The organism is Sphingobium yanoikuyae, assembly GCF_013001025.1.
GTDB lineage: Bacteria > Pseudomonadota > Alphaproteobacteria > Sphingomonadales > Sphingomonadaceae > Sphingobium > Sphingobium yanoikuyae_A.
Genome location: NZ_CP053021.1, coordinates 873433 through 887816 on the forward strand (window position 1 = coordinate 873433; position 14384 = coordinate 887816).

The 14384-nt window shown below is 63.4% G+C and carries 13 protein-coding genes and 1 pseudogene; 5 read left to right on the top strand and 9 right to left on the bottom strand.

Annotated elements, in window-relative coordinates:
- Positions 1-85 precede the first annotated feature (85 nt).
- From sucC to HH800_RS04580, 3 genes are all read left to right on the top strand, one after another.
- A complete protein-coding gene (sucC, locus tag HH800_RS04570) occupies positions 86-1285 on the top strand; it encodes an ADP-forming succinate--CoA ligase subunit beta (RefSeq protein ID WP_099233848.1) in 1200 nt (399 codons plus the stop codon).
- A gap of 112 nt (positions 1286-1397) precedes the next feature.
- On the top strand, positions 1398-2147 hold the full coding sequence (locus HH800_RS04575) for an electron transfer flavoprotein subunit beta/FixA family protein (RefSeq protein WP_004207731.1): 750 nt from the start codon (positions 1398-1400) through the stop codon (positions 2145-2147).
- Positions 2144-3076 (top strand): electron transfer flavoprotein subunit alpha/FixB family protein, encoded by a 933-nt coding sequence (locus HH800_RS04580; RefSeq protein WP_037512249.1) that lies wholly within the window; start codon positions 2144-2146, stop codon positions 3074-3076. The genes HH800_RS04575 and HH800_RS04580 overlap by 4 nt, the downstream gene beginning before the upstream one ends.
- Before the next feature lie 115 nt (positions 3077-3191).
- On the opposite strand, the gene HH800_RS04585 is transcribed toward HH800_RS04580, so the two are convergent.
- Positions 3192-3569 carry a glycine zipper 2TM domain-containing protein gene (locus tag HH800_RS04585; RefSeq protein ID WP_235682021.1) on the bottom strand — a complete coding sequence of 126 codons (378 nt, stop codon included), beginning with the start codon at positions 3567-3569 and terminating at the stop codon, positions 3192-3194.
- A 179-nt stretch (positions 3570-3748) separates the two neighbouring features.
- Complete coding sequence (locus HH800_RS04590; protein ID WP_010336653.1) at positions 3749-3955, bottom strand: hypothetical protein; 207 nt, start codon at positions 3953-3955, stop codon at positions 3749-3751.
- A gap of 136 nt (positions 3956-4091) precedes the next feature.
- Between HH800_RS04590 and HH800_RS04595 the strand changes: the two genes are divergently transcribed.
- Entirely contained in the window at positions 4092-4694 is a 603-nt protein-coding gene (locus HH800_RS04595) for a hypothetical protein (protein ID WP_037491660.1), read from the top strand.
- 61 nt (positions 4695-4755) lie between these two features.
- On the opposite strand, the gene HH800_RS04600 is transcribed toward HH800_RS04595, so the two are convergent.
- From HH800_RS04600 to uvrA, 7 genes and pseudogenes are all read right to left on the bottom strand, one after another.
- Positions 4756-4971 (bottom strand): cold-shock protein, encoded by a 216-nt coding sequence (locus HH800_RS04600; RefSeq protein ID WP_004207726.1) that lies wholly within the window; start codon positions 4969-4971, stop codon positions 4756-4758.
- Between the two features lie 112 nt (positions 4972-5083).
- Entirely contained in the window at positions 5084-6277 is a 1194-nt protein-coding gene (locus HH800_RS04605) for a hypothetical protein (protein WP_169860321.1), read from the bottom strand.
- 155 nt (positions 6278-6432) lie between these two features.
- A pseudogene (locus HH800_RS04610) lies at positions 6433-6690 on the bottom strand (type II toxin-antitoxin system RelE/ParE family toxin); the annotation flags it as partial.
- The gene (locus HH800_RS04615; protein WP_048939062.1) at positions 6690-6872 is read right to left on the bottom strand and encodes a hypothetical protein; all 183 of its coding nucleotides are present in this window, start codon (positions 6870-6872) and stop codon (positions 6690-6692) included. The pseudogene HH800_RS04610 and the gene HH800_RS04615, both read right to left, overlap by 1 nt.
- Positions 6873-6923: 51 nt before the next feature.
- Entirely contained in the window at positions 6924-7493 is a 570-nt protein-coding gene (locus HH800_RS04620) for a hypothetical protein (protein ID WP_169860322.1), read from the bottom strand.
- 1 nt (position 7494) lies between these two features.
- Positions 7495-8460 carry a hypothetical protein gene (locus HH800_RS04625; protein WP_169860323.1) on the bottom strand — a complete coding sequence of 322 codons (966 nt, stop codon included), beginning with the start codon at positions 8458-8460 and terminating at the stop codon, positions 7495-7497.
- A 56-nt stretch (positions 8461-8516) separates the two neighbouring features.
- Positions 8517-11432: an excinuclease ABC subunit UvrA gene (gene uvrA, locus HH800_RS04630; RefSeq protein ID WP_169860324.1), complete on the bottom strand. Its 2916-nt coding sequence runs from the start codon at positions 11430-11432 to the stop codon at positions 8517-8519.
- Between the two features lie 219 nt (positions 11433-11651).
- Between uvrA and HH800_RS04635 the strand changes: the two genes are divergently transcribed.
- Complete coding sequence (locus HH800_RS04635) at positions 11652-14336, top strand: autotransporter domain-containing protein (RefSeq protein ID WP_169860325.1); 2685 nt, start codon at positions 11652-11654, stop codon at positions 14334-14336.
- Positions 14337-14384: the final 48 nt, after the last annotated feature.

Consider the following 14384-nt stretch of genomic DNA (forward strand, 5'->3'; position numbering starts at 1 on the left):
TTTGCGAAATGGCTCTGGCCCTGCAACTTCGCCTGTGCTTAACCCGCCTCAACAGTTTTCCTGTGAACAAAGGACGGGCTAGCCCATGAACATTCACGAATATCAGGCGAAGGAACTGCTCGCCAAGTATGGCGCGCCGATCGCCGCCGGTCACGCTGCCTTCACCGTCGAGGAAGCCGTCGAGGCTGCCAAGAAGCTGCCCGGACCGCTCTATGTCGTGAAGTCGCAGATCCACGCTGGTGGCCGCGGCAAGGGCAAGTTCAAGGAACTGGCCCCCGAAGCCAAGGGCGGCGTCCGCCTGGCCTTCAACCTGGACGAGGTGAAGGCCCACGCCACCGACATGCTCGGCAACACGCTGGTCACCATCCAGACCGGCGAAGCCGGCAAGCAGGTCAACCGTCTGTACATCACCGACGGCGCCGACATCGCCAAGGAATTCTACCTGGCGCTGCTGGTCGACCGCGCCACCAGCCGCATCGCGTTCGTCGTGTCGACCGAAGGCGGCATGGACATTGAAGAGGTCGCCCACTCGACCCCCGAAAAGATCCACAGCTTCTCGGTCGATCCGGCCACCGGCTTCCAGCCGCACCACGGCCGCGCCGTTGCTGCTGCCCTGGGCCTGACCGGCGACCTCGCCAAGCAGGCTTCGAAGGTCGCTTCGTCGCTCTACGCCGCGTTCCTCGACACCGACGCCGAGCAGATCGAAGTCAACCCGCTGGCGCTGACCGAGCAGGGCAACCTCCTCGTCCTCGACGCCAAGGTCGGTTTCGACGGCAACGCCATGTTCCGTCACAAGGATATCGCCGAACTGCGCGACCTGACCGAGGAAGATGCTGCCGAAGTCGAAGCGTCGAAGTACGACCTCGCCTACATCAAGCTGGACGGTAACATCGGCTGCATGGTGAACGGCGCTGGCCTGGCCATGGCGACCATGGACATCATCAAGCTGAACGGCGAATTCCCCGCCAACTTCCTGGACGTGGGTGGCGGCGCCACCACCGAAAAGGTGACCGCGGCGTTCAAGATCATCCTGAAGGACCCGGCCGTTAAGGGCATTCTGGTCAACATCTTCGGCGGCATCATGAAGTGCGACATCATTGCCAATGGCATCGTCGAGGCTGCCAAGGAAGTGAACCTGTCGGTTCCGCTGGTTGTTCGCCTGGAAGGCACCAACGTCCAGCAGGGCAAGGACATTCTGGCCAATTCGGGTCTGCCGATCGTCCCCGCGGACGACTTGGGCGATGCGGCCAAGAAGATCGTGGCAGAAGTGAGGAAGGCGGCCTGAGCCCCCTAATCACCTGAGAAGATACGCCATAGGGCGTGGGTGACCTGGAAACGGGTCGCCCACGTCCGTGTTCGCGTTGGCGGGCGATGGCGTGAAAATGGAGGATGTTGAAATGAAGATCCTTGTGCCCGTGAAGCGGGTTATTGATTACAATGTGAAGCCGCGGGTGAAGGCGGATGGCACGGGCGTGGACCTGGCCAACGTCAAGATGAGCATGAACCCGTTCGACGAAATCGCCGTCGAGGAAGCCATTCGCCTGAAGGAAAAGGGCGCGGCGACCGAGGTCGTGGCGGTATCGATCGGCGTCGCCAAGGCGCAGGAAACGCTGCGCACGGCGTTGGCGATGGGCGCGGACCGCGCCATCCTGATCCAGACCGATGACGAAGTCGAACCGCTGGGCGTTGCCAAGCTGCTCGCCAAGGTTCAGGAAGAGGAAGGCGCTGGCCTGATCATCCTGGGCAAGCAGGCGATCGACGATGACAGCAACCAGACCGGCCAGATGCTCGCCGCGCTGCTGAACCTGCCGCAGGGCACCTTTGCCAGCAAGGTTGAGGTCGAGGGCGACAAGGTCAACGTCACCCGCGAAGTCGATGGCGGCCTGGAGACGGTGAAGCTCAACACCCCGGCGATCATCACCACCGACCTGCGCCTCAACGAGCCGCGCTATGCGTCGCTGCCGAACATCATGAAGGCCAAGTCCAAGCCGCTGGCGAACAAGACCCCGGCTGATTACGGCGTCGACATCGCCGCCCGTCTGGAGACGCTCAAGGTCTCCGAACCGCCCAAGCGCTCGGCCGGCATCAAGGTTGCCGATGTCGATGAACTGGTGGCCAAGCTCAAGGCTCTGGGAGTTGCAGCATGACGAAGACGCTCGTTTGGGTTGAACATGAGGGCGGCGCCGTCAAGGACGCGACCCTTTCCGCCGTGACCGCTGCAGCCAAGCTGGGCGAAGTCCATCTGTTGGTCGCTGGCCAGGGCGTCGACGGCGTTGCCGCCGAAGCCGCCAAGATCGCCGGCGTGGGCAAGGTCCATGTCGCCGACGACGCGGCCTTTGGCCATGCGCTGGCAGAGAATGTCGCGCCGCTGATCGTCGAACTGATGGGCCATCATGACGCGTTCGTCGCGCCGGCCACCAGCAACGGCAAGAATATCGCGCCGCGCGTCGCCGCCTTGCTGGACGTGATGCAGATCAGCGACATTCTGTCGGTCGAAAGCGAAGATACCTTCACCCGCCCGATCTATGCCGGCAACGCGATTGCCACGGTCAAGTCGAAGGACGCCAAGAAGGTCATCACCGTTCGCGGAACGGCCTTTGAAAAGGCGGCCAAAGAAGGCGGCAATGGTGCGGTGGAAGCCGTGGCCTCGACCGGCGACAAGGGCATTTCCTCTTTCGTCGGCGCCGAGATCGCCAAGCTGGAACGCCCCGAGCTGACCAGCGCCAAGATCATCGTGTCGGGTGGCCGCGCGCTGAAGGACGGTCCGACCTTCGAGGAATATATCATGCCGCTGGCCGACAAGCTGGGCGCGGCCGTCGGTGCCTCGCGCGCGGCGGTCGATGCGGGCTATGTCCCCAACGACTATCAGGTCGGCCAGACCGGCAAGATCGTCGCCCCGGAAGTCTATATCGCGGTCGGCATTTCCGGCGCGATCCAGCACCTTGCCGGCATGAAGGACAGCAAGACCATCGTCGCCATCAACAAGGACGAGGATGCGCCGATCTTCCAGGTGGCCGACATCGGCCTGGTCGGTGACCTGTTCAAGGTGGTGCCGGAACTGACCGGCAAGCTGTAAGCCGAATTGGCTTGAGTAGGAAAGGGCGTGGGGAGCGATCCCCACGCCCTTTTTTTGATTGCTTGTTTGCCGCATTTCCCTGGTCGTCAGATGTGACCATCTGACTTGGAAATGCTTATTCGCAGTTGATGTCGTTCTTGTCGATGGCCCGGCCGGCAAGGGCGCCGCCGGCGCCGCCCAGGATGGTGCCGAGCGTCTTGGAGCCGCCGGGAGCGATGACATTGCCGAGTACGCCGCCGGCAAGGGCGCCGACGATGGTGCCGGTGGTGCCGTCATCGCGCTTGCAATAATAGCGGCCGTCGCGGTCGCGGTAGATCTGGTCATTGTCGCCGAGATGGCGGCGCGGCGGGCGGCGATCCCGGTCGCGGCCGCCGGACGGGCGGTTGTAGCCGCCGGGGCGGTCATAGCCATAGCCGCCGCCATAATTGTCCGAGGCGCAGGCGCCGAGCGGGAGCATGGCAAGGGCGGCAAGCGCCATTATGGGGGTACGCACGGGATAGTCTCCTCTTCTTTTCCCTGTCGGGAGGAGAACCCGCAAGCGGCGCGAAGGTTGCGCCAAGATACTGATCAGAAACGCGAAACCGCCCGCCGCTGCCATCGAGAGGGGAGTGCGGCAGCGAGCGGACGGCATCAACGGCGCGTCGAGGTGGCGCGCCGCCGAGAGAATGGGGCTTAATGGGCCAGGGGCGAGGCGCCGCTGGCCGTGGCCGGGGTGACGACCGGGGCCGGGCTGTCCTGGATGCGCTGGTCCTCCAGCTTGGCCTTGGCGTCGTTGTAACGGGCGACGAGGTCGTCCTTGAACTCGGTCAGCTTGCCGTCGTCATAGAGCTTCTTGCCGACATAGCCGGCGATGGCGCCGAAAATCAGGGTGCGGATCATGGGGAACTCCTTGGTTGCCAGTCGGGGAAAAGAACCGGCGTCGGCGGCAAGGGTTCCGAGCATGATTGCGTCCGCGACGGGCCTTGCTAGTCTTGCGACGGACGGTGGCGGGGGCCGCCGTGACAAGGGGGTGGCAATGTCGGCATTCGATCTGGTGTTCGCGGTGTTCGGGCTGCTGCTGGGGCTGGCGATCGCCGAGGTGCTGGGCGGCTTTGCCCGCGCGCTGAAGCTCAAGCGGACCGCCAAGCCGGTGCGGATCGGCTGGCTGACCCCGCTGCTGGGGCTGTTCGTGCTGCTGGACCTCACCAGCTTCTGGGGCAGCGCCTATATCATGCGGGACCAGATGGATGCGAGCTATCTGACGCTGGTCGTGGTGCTGGCGATCGTCGGCGTCTATCATCTCGCCGCGTCGCTGATCTTTCCCGACGAGCCGGAACAATGGCCCGATTTCGACGACTGGTATGACCGGCAGAAGCGGATGGTGATCGGCGGGCTGCTGCTGGCCAATGTCGCGGTCACGATCGGCCAGGGCGTGCTGGAGGAGGTGAGGCCGGTAGCCGATGCCCCCGCCGGACCGCTTGCCCCCTATGCCGCGCCGATCCTGCTGGGCGGGCTGGTGGGGCTGCTGACCCTGCTGGTCGCGCTGCTGCGGGTGCGGAGCCGGCGCGCGAACATGGCGATGCTGATCGCGGCGAACCTGATCCTGCTGGGCGCCAGCATTGCCGAGGATTATATCTGAGCGGGCCGGATAAATCGGGACCAGGCGCCACGGTGAGGTGGCGCCCGGCTCGACTGGCCGATTATTCGGCGTGGGCGATGTTCACCGCGGCCATCTTGCCGCGCTTGTCCTGCTCCAGATCATAGGTGACGCGGTCCTTCTCGCGCAGGGTGGCGAGGCCGGCGCGCTCGACCGCGCTGATGTGGACGAACGCGTCCTGGCCGCCGGTGTCGGGCTCGATGAAGCCATAGCCCTTGTCGGCGTTGAAGAACTTCACGGTTCCGGTGATGCTGCTCATGATATTTCCTTCTTTCAATGCGGCGGACCCATGGCGGGCACGCCGGGTCGCTAGAGGGGCAGGGAAAGAGGGAGATAGGTGCCGCAAAGCGCCGAAGACCGTCGATTTGCGACTATAGCAGCGCCGTTGTACGGCATTGCGGGCGTCCTGGCAAATCACTGGCCGTTTCGGCGGGGTCTGCCGCGTCCTCCTCTTCCTCCTCGTCTTCCTCATCCTCGCTCAGAAGCTCGTAGCCGGCGGCTTCCAGGACGGCGATTTCCTCGTCACTGCCCGGCGCGAAGCCGAAACGGGCGTCGCGGGCGCGGGTGGCGGCTTCCTCATAGGGGCGGGCCTGCGCCTCCAGCTCCGCGGCATAGGCGGCCTCCTCGGCTTGTGTCAGGGTACGGTCATACTCGTCGATATCGTAATAATCCTCGCTCTGGTCGCCGGTGAAGTCGGGCGGGGCGGGGTAATCGGTGCGCAATTGCTCGCGATCCTCATCCCACCAGACGCCGCGCAAACGGGTCGCGGCCTCCTCCGGCGGCAGGTCGGCGCGGTGGATATGGGGGCGAAGTTCACACCGGCCATTCCGGTCGGAAAAGGGCGAGATTCCGGGCTGCACAGGCGGGCGCTTGGCACCGGGCTGGAGCGGCAGCCGGGCGGCGATGAACAGCGCGACCGAGGCGGCGGGGGCGAGGGCGGGTGCCGCTTCCGGCGCGACGGGTTCGGGTGTCTCGGGCTGGTCGCCGTTGAGCAGGCGGGCGTCGGCCATCTGGCGGGCCATATGTTCCATTCCCGTGCGCGGCAGGCCGATCAGTTCGGACTCCTTGTCGGCCTCTTCAGCCGGGCAGATCAGATCGAGATAGGCGGTGAAATCCTGCGCCACGACGCGGGCGAGCGCGGCGTCGGACCCTTCGGGCGGGCTGTCGGCCATGCGATCGAGCCGCGCGAGCATCGACATGGCGAGGCGATTGTCATGGCGGTGGCGGCGGACCTCGTAATTGTCGGGATCCTTGCGGATGGTCTCCTCGCTGCCCATGATCGCGCGCGACAGGAGATCGTCGGCCAGGCGGGCGCGGGCGATCAGGATCGCGGCGTCCCAGCCCAGGCGAAAGGCGGCGCCGTCATGGCGGATGCGCAATGTATAGGCCGAGCGCGCGGTGATGCGCACCCCTTCGCAGGCGAGCATGATGACGCCGGTGGCGGCGAGTATCTCCAGGAAACGCCGCTGGCGCGCCGGGCTCCAGCCATCGACCCGCCGCTGCGGATCGGGCGTGGGGATGGTGTCCGGCAGGGGCGGCGTGATCGGCGGAAATGCGCAGGACATGGCAAGGCCCTTTCAGGGAAAGAGGACGCGTTGCCGGAAGGGTAGGCAGAAGGGCGGGGTGTAGGACAGCGGAATAGGAATTGGCCACCAGCGCGCCCATACGGGCCTGCAAAGCGCGCCTTTCTGCGTTCCGGTGCTAAGGGATATTGCTGGCGAGTGTGCTTGACGTTCAGGATTTCGATCGCTTCGACACCGACCCGATAGATGAGGATATAGTTGGGCGTGACGATCGCTTCGCGCGTGTCGGGAACACACCCGGTGCGGTGCATATGGGGATGATAGACCAATTGTTCTGCGACATGGGCGAACAGGTCGGTCAGGCGCAGCGCGGCCGTCGGATTGCGATCAGCAATATAGTCGATGATAGTGCGTACGTCCTCCCGCGCTCTCTCGCGCCAGATGACGTGTGGCATCAGCCTTGCCGGGCCTTCTTGGCGTCGATGATCGCGCGCAATTCGGCCATCACCTGATCATGCGGCACGCCCGGCCGGGGATCGGCCAGGCTCGCCTCGACCTCCGCCTTGAACCAAGCGTCATAGGCGGCGGCCTCCTCGGTCGTCGCAAATTCGGACTCGATGGGGGTGAGCTTGGTCATGGGGAGAATGTATCAGGTGTACTCGATGATGCAAATGGCTGCTGCGGAACATTAAGCGTATGGCCGATGCATTCGCTCTACCAAAAAATACAAGCCATGAAGTGTTGTAGTTATTAAATTCCAAATCCAAAAAGATAGTATTAGTGATCCAATAATATTTAGTGCCATCTTGACATTTGTCGAAAAAATAAAATGCATTGAATCTGTTATATCATCAGACAAGGATAAAAAAATAAAGAGAATGAGAGAGGCAATGGAAAGATAAGAAAAAAGATAACTTATATACATCCTATAAGTCAAATCTATGCTATGCATAATCCCTTTGGAGAGTACTTGAATTTGCGCGCCCTCTCCCTCAATCGTCTGATCGAGATAGTTTGATTGGAATGAAGAAACAGCGGCTAGTGCGGCGATATAAAACCCAGGTAGGGTGACCAATCCAGACGAAACTGTTTCGGCGATCTTCCTTGGAGGAAGCACTATCCCGAGCTTCCATAGGCTTCCCCATAGCAAGAAGCCTATCAGCGTGGCGATAAGCGGAAAGCCATAACGCAACCGGTTTAGACCGCCGCCGCGTATCCAGGCGAAAGCCAATGGCCGGGTGAGTTGATAACGAAGCATATCAGCCTCTATACTCGATCAACATTTCTTTCATTGGGTCGGATACACGAGAGAGTATGACGTCTGTAGTCATTCTGAGTGGCGGAAAGACAGCGGATATCCTACGAGCTTGAACGTATGACTGTTCTACTGCGCCCGTTGTCACATCAATCTCTACTGTCTTAGGATGCCCCGTCTGATCTACGAAGTGAATTTTGGCGCGATCGTAAGTTGCGTGTTTGCTTTGGATAGCTGTGACAAGGCGTTCCAGCACATTGGCTTTCGGAATGTCGGCCTGCACCGATAATGTAAGCCTAAACGATTTGCTTCGAATAAACGGATCATTCCCTATGGTGGAATTGACGCGACCGTTTCGAAGCTCGATATCTCCGATTGTTCCGTTCTCTATATCTTGATGTAGCTGATCCGATATATGACCAATTAACTTAAATTTTGGCTTGACTTCATGGCGCTTAATATCGCCGTTCCTCGTCTTCGCGCCGGCAGGGTCTGGGTAGGTGAAGTGTGACGGATTATTGGCATAGAATGCAGTTAGAAGATTGTTGAAAAGGGATATGACATTTCGATGAGAAAGTCCTGATACGCCTTCTAGCACAGCGATATAGGTATCCGGGTCGGCTGGAAGAAGTGACACTACGAGGTGAGCAGCCGCATCACCACCTTCATGATTGTCTTTTTCAAGCAGGCGCAGAGTGCCGTCATTTACGTTGGAATAGCCGTATTCCGGTGAACGCTTGTCGGAGGATCTTATTAAGATAGTTGCAGTCTGATTGTCTTCGTCAAATTCAATCGGACCCAAGAAGTGCCACAAATTTCCCGCACGGTCTCCCGCCGTCCGAAAGCGACCGGCGGCACGCTCGGCGGCGATTACTTCAAGAAGCGATCTCACTGGCGGCAGATTCGCATGTTCAGTTCGAGCAGTCACTGCAAGATCGTAAAAGTAGATAACACGCTCGTCGCTCTTCATTGACTGCCCCTATCTGTGTTCGACTCCTATTTGCATGGCTACAGTGGATTTCAAAGCTATTCCGCCGCCACAGCCTCCAGCCCCAGCAACGGCGCCAGATAGCGTCCGGTAAAGCTCCTCGGCTCCTTCACCACCTGCTCCGGCGTGCCTTGCGCGACGACCTCGCCGCCCTTGACCCCGCCTTCCGGTCCCATGTCGATAATATAATCCGCCGTCTTGATGACATCGAGATTATGTTCGATCACCACGACGCTGTTGCCCTGTTCGACCAGGGCGTGGAGGACTTCCAGCAGCTTGCGGACATCCTCGAAATGCAGGCCGGTGGTGGGTTCGTCGAGGATATAGAGGGTGTTGCCGGTGGCGCGGCGCGACAATTCCTTGGCGAGCTTGACGCGCTGGGCTTCGCCGCCCGACAGGGTGGTGGCTTGCTGGCCGACCTTGATATAGCCAAGGCCCACTTCGGCGAGCATCGCCATCTTGTCGCGGATCGGCGGCACGGCCTTGAAGAATTCGACCGCATCCTCGACCGTCATGTCGAGCACGTCGGCGATGCTCATCCCCTTGAACTTCACCTCCAGCGTCTCGCGGTTGTAGCGGGCGCCGTGGCAGACGTCGCAGGTGACATAGACGTCGGGGAGGAAGTGCATCTCGATCTTGAGCACGCCGTCGCCCTGGCAGGCTTCGCAGCGGCCGCCCTTGACGTTGAAGCTGAAACGGCCCGGCTTGTAGCCGCGCGCCTGCGCTTCGGGGAGGCCGGCGAACCAGTCGCGGATATTGGTGAAGGCGCCGGTATAGGTGGCCGGGTTGGAGCGCGGGGTGCGGCCGATCGGCGACTGGTCGATGTCGATCACCTTGTCGCAATTTTCCAGGCCCGTGATCTTGTCATGCGGGCCGGCGACGATGCGAGCGCCGTTGAGGGTGCGGGCGCTGGCGGCGTAGAGGGTGTCGATGGTGAAGCTGGACTTGCCCGATCCCGACACGCCGGTGATGCAGGTGAAGGTGCTTAAGGGTATCGACGCGGTGACGCCGGTGAGGTTGTTGGCGCGGGCATTGTGGACGGTGAGCTTCTTGCCAGAGCCCTTGCGGCGCTTGGCGGGCACCTCGATGCGGCGGGTGCCGTTGAGATAGTCTGCGGTCAGGCTTTCCTTGTGCGCCAACAGTTCGGGCAGGGTGCCCTGGGCGACGATGGTGCCGCCATGGACGCCGGCGCCCGGCCCCATGTCGACAATATAGTCGGCGGCGCGGATCGCATCCTCATCATGCTCGACGACGACGACGCTGTTGCCGAGGTCGCGCAGGCGTTTCAGGGTGACGAGCAGCCGGTCATTGTCGCGCTGGTGCAGGCCGATCGAGGGTTCGTCGAGGACGTAGAGGACGCCCGAGAGGCCCGAGCCGATCTGGCTGGCGAGGCGGATGCGCTGGCTTTCGCCGCCCGACAGGGTGCCGGATGTGCGGTCGAGGTTCAGATAGTCGAGGCCGACATTGTTGAGGAAGCCGAGGCGCTCGACAATTTCCTTGAGGATGGCGCGGGCGATCTGGTTCTGCTGCTCATTGAGCGCATCGGGCATCGCGGTGAAGAAGGCGAGCGCGTCCACCACCGAGCGGCGGGTGGAGACGGAGATGTCCTCGCCGGCGATCTTGACCGCCAGCGCCTCGGGCTTGAGGCGGGCGCCGTGGCAGGTCTCGCAGGGCATGGCGGTCTGATATTTGCTCAGTTCCTCGCGCATCCAGGCGCTTTCGGTCTGGAGCAGGCGGCGGTTGAGGTTGCCGATCACGCCCTCGAACGGCTTCTTGACCTCATAGCTTTTCTTGCCGTCGACGAAGCGCAGGGTGACGGGCTTGCCGCCGGTGCCGTGGAGGATGATGAGCTTCACTTCGCCCGGCAGATCGGCCCAGGGGGTGTCGAGGGAGAAGCCGAATTCCTTGGCGAGGGAGCCGAGCACCTGCATGTAGTAGGGGCTGGGCGGGTTGGACTTGGCCCAGGGGACGACGGCGCCCTTCTTCAGGGAGAGGGCTTCGTTGGGGACGACCAGTTCGGGGTCGAACTCCTGCCGCTCGCCCAGGCCATCGCAGGCCGGGCAGGCGCCCATCGGCGCGTTGAAGGAGAAGAGGCGCGGCTCGATCTCCGGAATGGTGAAGCCGCTGACCGGGCAGGCGAATTTCTCGGAAAAGACGATGCGGTTGGCGGGGATGCCGGCATTCTTCATCTTGCCCGCGGACTGGGCTTCGTCCTCGCGGCCGGGGACCACGCCCTCGGCCAGGTCGACAAAGGCGAGACCGTCGGCGAGCTTCAACGCCTGCTCGAAACTGTCGGCGAGGCGGGTGGCCATGTCGGCATTGACCGCCAGGCGATCGACCACGACCTCGATGTCATGCTTGTATTTCTTGTCGAGGGCGGGGGCATCCTCGATCAGGTAGAGTTCGCCGTCGATGCGGACGCGGGTGTAGCCCGCCTTCTGCCACTCGGCCAGTTCCTTGCGATATTCGCCCTTGCGGCCGCGCACGACCGGGGCGAGCAGGTAGAAACGGGTGCCTTCGGGCAGGAGCATCACCCGGTCTACCATCTGGCTGACGGTCTGGGCGCTGATTGGCTCGCCGGTCGCGGGCGAATAGGGGATGCCGACGCGCGCCCAGAGCAGGCGCATATAGTCGTATATCTCGGTGACGGTCGCGACCGTGGAGCGCGGGTTGCGGCTGGTGGTCTTCTGCTCGATCGAGATGGCGGGGGAGAGGCCCTCGATATGCTCGACATCGGGCTTCTGCATCATCTCGAGGAACTGGCGCGCATAGGCGGAGAGCGACTCCACATAGCGGCGCTGCCCCTCGGCATAGATGGTGTCGAAGGCGAGGCTGGACTTGCCCGAGCCCGAGAGGCCGGTGATGACGATCAGGCTGTCGCGGGGCAGATCGACATCCACGCCCTTGAGGTTGTGCTCGCGCGCGCCGCGTACGGAGATGTGGGTCAGACTCATGGGGGCGTTGTTCCAGATTTGTTCCGTGGGGGCAAGGGGCGTTGCCCGGTCGGGAGGCAAGATAGGAAGGGGGAGCGGCCAGGGGAAGATGGCCGGGCGTGGACGATGGCGCGCTGCGCCGGCCGGAGGGCGTTTCTGGTTCGGCTGCGGGCGCGTCTCGGCCTGTCTCGGGGTTTCCATGGATGGCCGCGGCTATGGGATCGCACGTAGAAACGGGGCATGACCTATTGGCGGCTCCATTGGCATGCGGGCGTCCTGAGCGTGGCGGGCAGCGTCGCGGGCATGACATTGGCGACGACGGGGGCCATGGCCCAGAGCGAGACGCCCGCGGGGCGGATCATCTTCCTGGGCTGGACCGAGGGCAAGGACCATTCGGTGTGGCTGTCCGGCGTCGATCCGGGCGAGTTTTTCGTCGTCTTTCCCGAGACCGGGGAACGGGTGGACAGTTGGACCCAGCCCGATACCGGCCTGCACCTGACGGTATCGCCCATCGTGCGGGAAAATGGCGGCACCCATAATCTGTTCGCCCATATCCGCACCGAATATGCGGAATATGACAATTTCGTCGATTCGGCCGACCAGCATCCGGGCGGCATCAATTTCCCCGATCACTGGAACCGGCCCGACCCGGAACTGCCCGATCTGATCACGCCGGAATTGCGGCCGAACCCGGACACGGTGACGCCGGGGCTGCGCCCCCTGCCGGATACGGTAACGCCGGGGTTGCGCCCCAATCCGGATTTGATCACGCCCGGATTGCGGCCCTTGCCCGAGACCGTGACGCCGGAACTGCGGCCGAGCCCCGACACGGTGACGCCGGGTCTGCGGCCCGATCCGGATACGGTGACGCCGGGCTTGCGGCCTGACCCGGATACGGTGACGCCGGGGCTGCGGCCTGATCCTGATACGGTGACGCCGGGACTGCGGCCCGATCCCGATACGGTGACACCGGGTCTGCGGCCCGATCCCGATACGGTGACGCCGGGCTTGCGGCCTGACCCGGATACGGTGACGCCGGGGCTGCGGCCTGACCCGGATACGGTGACGCCGGGCCTGCGACCCGATCCGGATACGGTGACGCCGGGCTTGCGGCCTGATCCGGACACGGTGACGCCGGGCTTGCGTCCTGATCCTGACACGGTGACACCGGGACTGCGGCCTGATCCTGATACGGTGACGCCGGGCCTGCGGCCTGACCCGGACACGGTCACGCCGGGCTTGCGGCCCGATCCGGATACGGTGACGCCGGGTTTGCGGCCTGATCCGGACACGGTGACGCCGGGCTTGCGACCTGATCCGGACACGGTGACGCCGGGCCTGCGGCCTGATCCGGATACGGTGACGCCGGGTTTGCGGCCCGATCCGGATACGGTGACGCCGGGCCTGCGGCCTGATCCGGATACGGTGACGCCGGGCCTGCGTCCTGATCCGGATACGGTGACGCCGGGTTTACGGCCTGATCCTGACACGGTGACGCCGGGCCTGCGGCCTGATCCGGACACGGTGACGCCGGGCTTGCGGCCTGATCCGGATACGGTGACGCCGGGTTTGCGTCCTGATCCTGACACGGTGACGCCGGGACTGCGGCCTGATCCGGACACGGTGACACCGGGCTTGCGACCTGATCCCGATACGGTGACGCCGGGCTTGCGTCCTGATCCGGACACGGTGACGCCGGGGCTGCGACCTGATCCGGATACGGTGACGCCGGGGCTGCGACCTGATCCGGATACGGTGACGCCGGGCTTGCGGCCCGATCCGGATACGGTGACACCGGGCTTGCGGCCCGATCCGGATACGGTGACGCCGGGACTGCGTCCTGATCCGGACACGGTGACGCCGGGGCTGCGTCCTGATCCCGACACGGTGACGCCAGGACTGCGGCCCGATCCGGATGTGGGCGGGCCGACCGTGCGGCCGTTGCAGCGGCCGCGCCCCGAGACGCTGCCGCCGATCGCGCCGACCGGTGTCGCGCCGGGCCGTGATGAGCGGCGCCCGATGCTGATGACCGCCGATGAAGTCTGCCGGGCCGGGCGCGAAGGCCGGTTGCGGGGTGATCCGCAACTGGTCGAGAAGGCCTGCCGGATTGCAGCCAATGCCCGCCGGCGCTGGACCGCCTGGGGAGAATGGAGCTATTCGACGCTGAAGGATGACCGTTCCGGCGCCCGGACCAGGGGCAGCGCGAACCAGTATAATATTGGCCTGGATCGCTGGATCGACAAGCGCACCGTTGCCGGCCTGGCCATCCAGTTCGGCAATTCGGATTATAAATCCTTCAATGGCGGCATGCGCCAGCAGGCTGATTCCATCACGGTGAAGCCATACATGGTGCATCGGATGGCAAATTCGGACGTGGTGTTGGATGCCAGCATCGGCTTCAACTTCGGCGAATATGAACAGCATGTGCTGATGCTGTCGGGCAAGCATGACAGCTTCACCCTGTCGGGCACGATCGGGATGAGCGCGCAGCGCCCGATCGGCAGCTTCCTGCTGCGGCCCCGCCTGTCGTGGAGCTATGCCAGCATCTGGCACGATAATTATGTGCTGCAGGGGCAGGTGGGCAATATCGACCTGCGCGTGCTGCAGGGCGATGCGCGCTATGATTATGGTGCGGTGGCGACGTCGCTGGAGATCAGCCGGCCGTTCCGATCGGATGACATGGTCATCACCCCCTATGTCGAGGGTGGCGTCGATTTTGCCTATCTGCGCCCCAATGGCGGTCGTGTCCTGGGGCCGGACCTGCGCCTGATCGCGACCACGCCGGCGACCGGATCGGTCCGGTTCGGCACGCGTATCCAGTTGCGCGGCAATGTCGCGCTGATCGGATCGGGCGAATATTATGGGATCGGATCGGGCGGCCTGTCGAGCTGGCAGTGGCGGGGGAATCTGTCCTTCCGCTTCTAGTGCGGCGGGACGGGGCCTCGGGCTGCGGGCGATGGGAGCGGACATGGC

Bases quoted from the DNA above. Each gene is read 5' to 3' on its own strand.
- sucC (WP_099233848.1), top strand. From the start codon at position 86: ATGAACATTCACGAATATCAGGCGAAGGAACTGCTCGCCAAGTATGGC.
- HH800_RS04575 (WP_004207731.1), top strand. From the start codon at position 1,398: ATGAAGATCCTTGTGCCCGTGAAGCGGGTTATTGATTACAATGTGAAG.
- HH800_RS04580 (WP_037512249.1), top strand. From the start codon at position 2,144: ATGACGAAGACGCTCGTTTGGGTTGAACATGAGGGCGGCGCCGTCAAG.
- HH800_RS04590 (WP_010336653.1), bottom strand. From the start codon at position 3,955: ATGATCCGCACCCTGATTTTCGGCGCCATCGCCGGCTATGTCGGCAAG.
- HH800_RS04595 (WP_037491660.1), top strand. From the start codon at position 4,092: ATGTCGGCATTCGATCTGGTGTTCGCGGTGTTCGGGCTGCTGCTGGGG.
- HH800_RS04600 (WP_004207726.1), bottom strand. From the start codon at position 4,971: ATGAGCAGCATCACCGGAACCGTGAAGTTCTTCAACGCCGACAAGGGC.
- HH800_RS04605 (WP_169860321.1), bottom strand. From the start codon at position 6,277: ATGTCCTGCGCATTTCCGCCGATCACGCCGCCCCTGCCGGACACCATC.
- HH800_RS04615 (WP_048939062.1), bottom strand. From the start codon at position 6,872: ATGACCAAGCTCACCCCCATCGAGTCCGAATTTGCGACGACCGAGGAG.
- HH800_RS04620 (WP_169860322.1), bottom strand. From the start codon at position 7,493: ATGCTTCGTTATCAACTCACCCGGCCATTGGCTTTCGCCTGGATACGC.
- HH800_RS04625 (WP_169860323.1), bottom strand. From the start codon at position 8,460: ATGAAGAGCGACGAGCGTGTTATCTACTTTTACGATCTTGCAGTGACT.
- uvrA (WP_169860324.1), bottom strand. From the start codon at position 11,432: ATGAGTCTGACCCACATCTCCGTACGCGGCGCGCGCGAGCACAACCTC.
- HH800_RS04635 (WP_169860325.1), top strand. From the start codon at position 11,652: ATGACCTATTGGCGGCTCCATTGGCATGCGGGCGTCCTGAGCGTGGCG.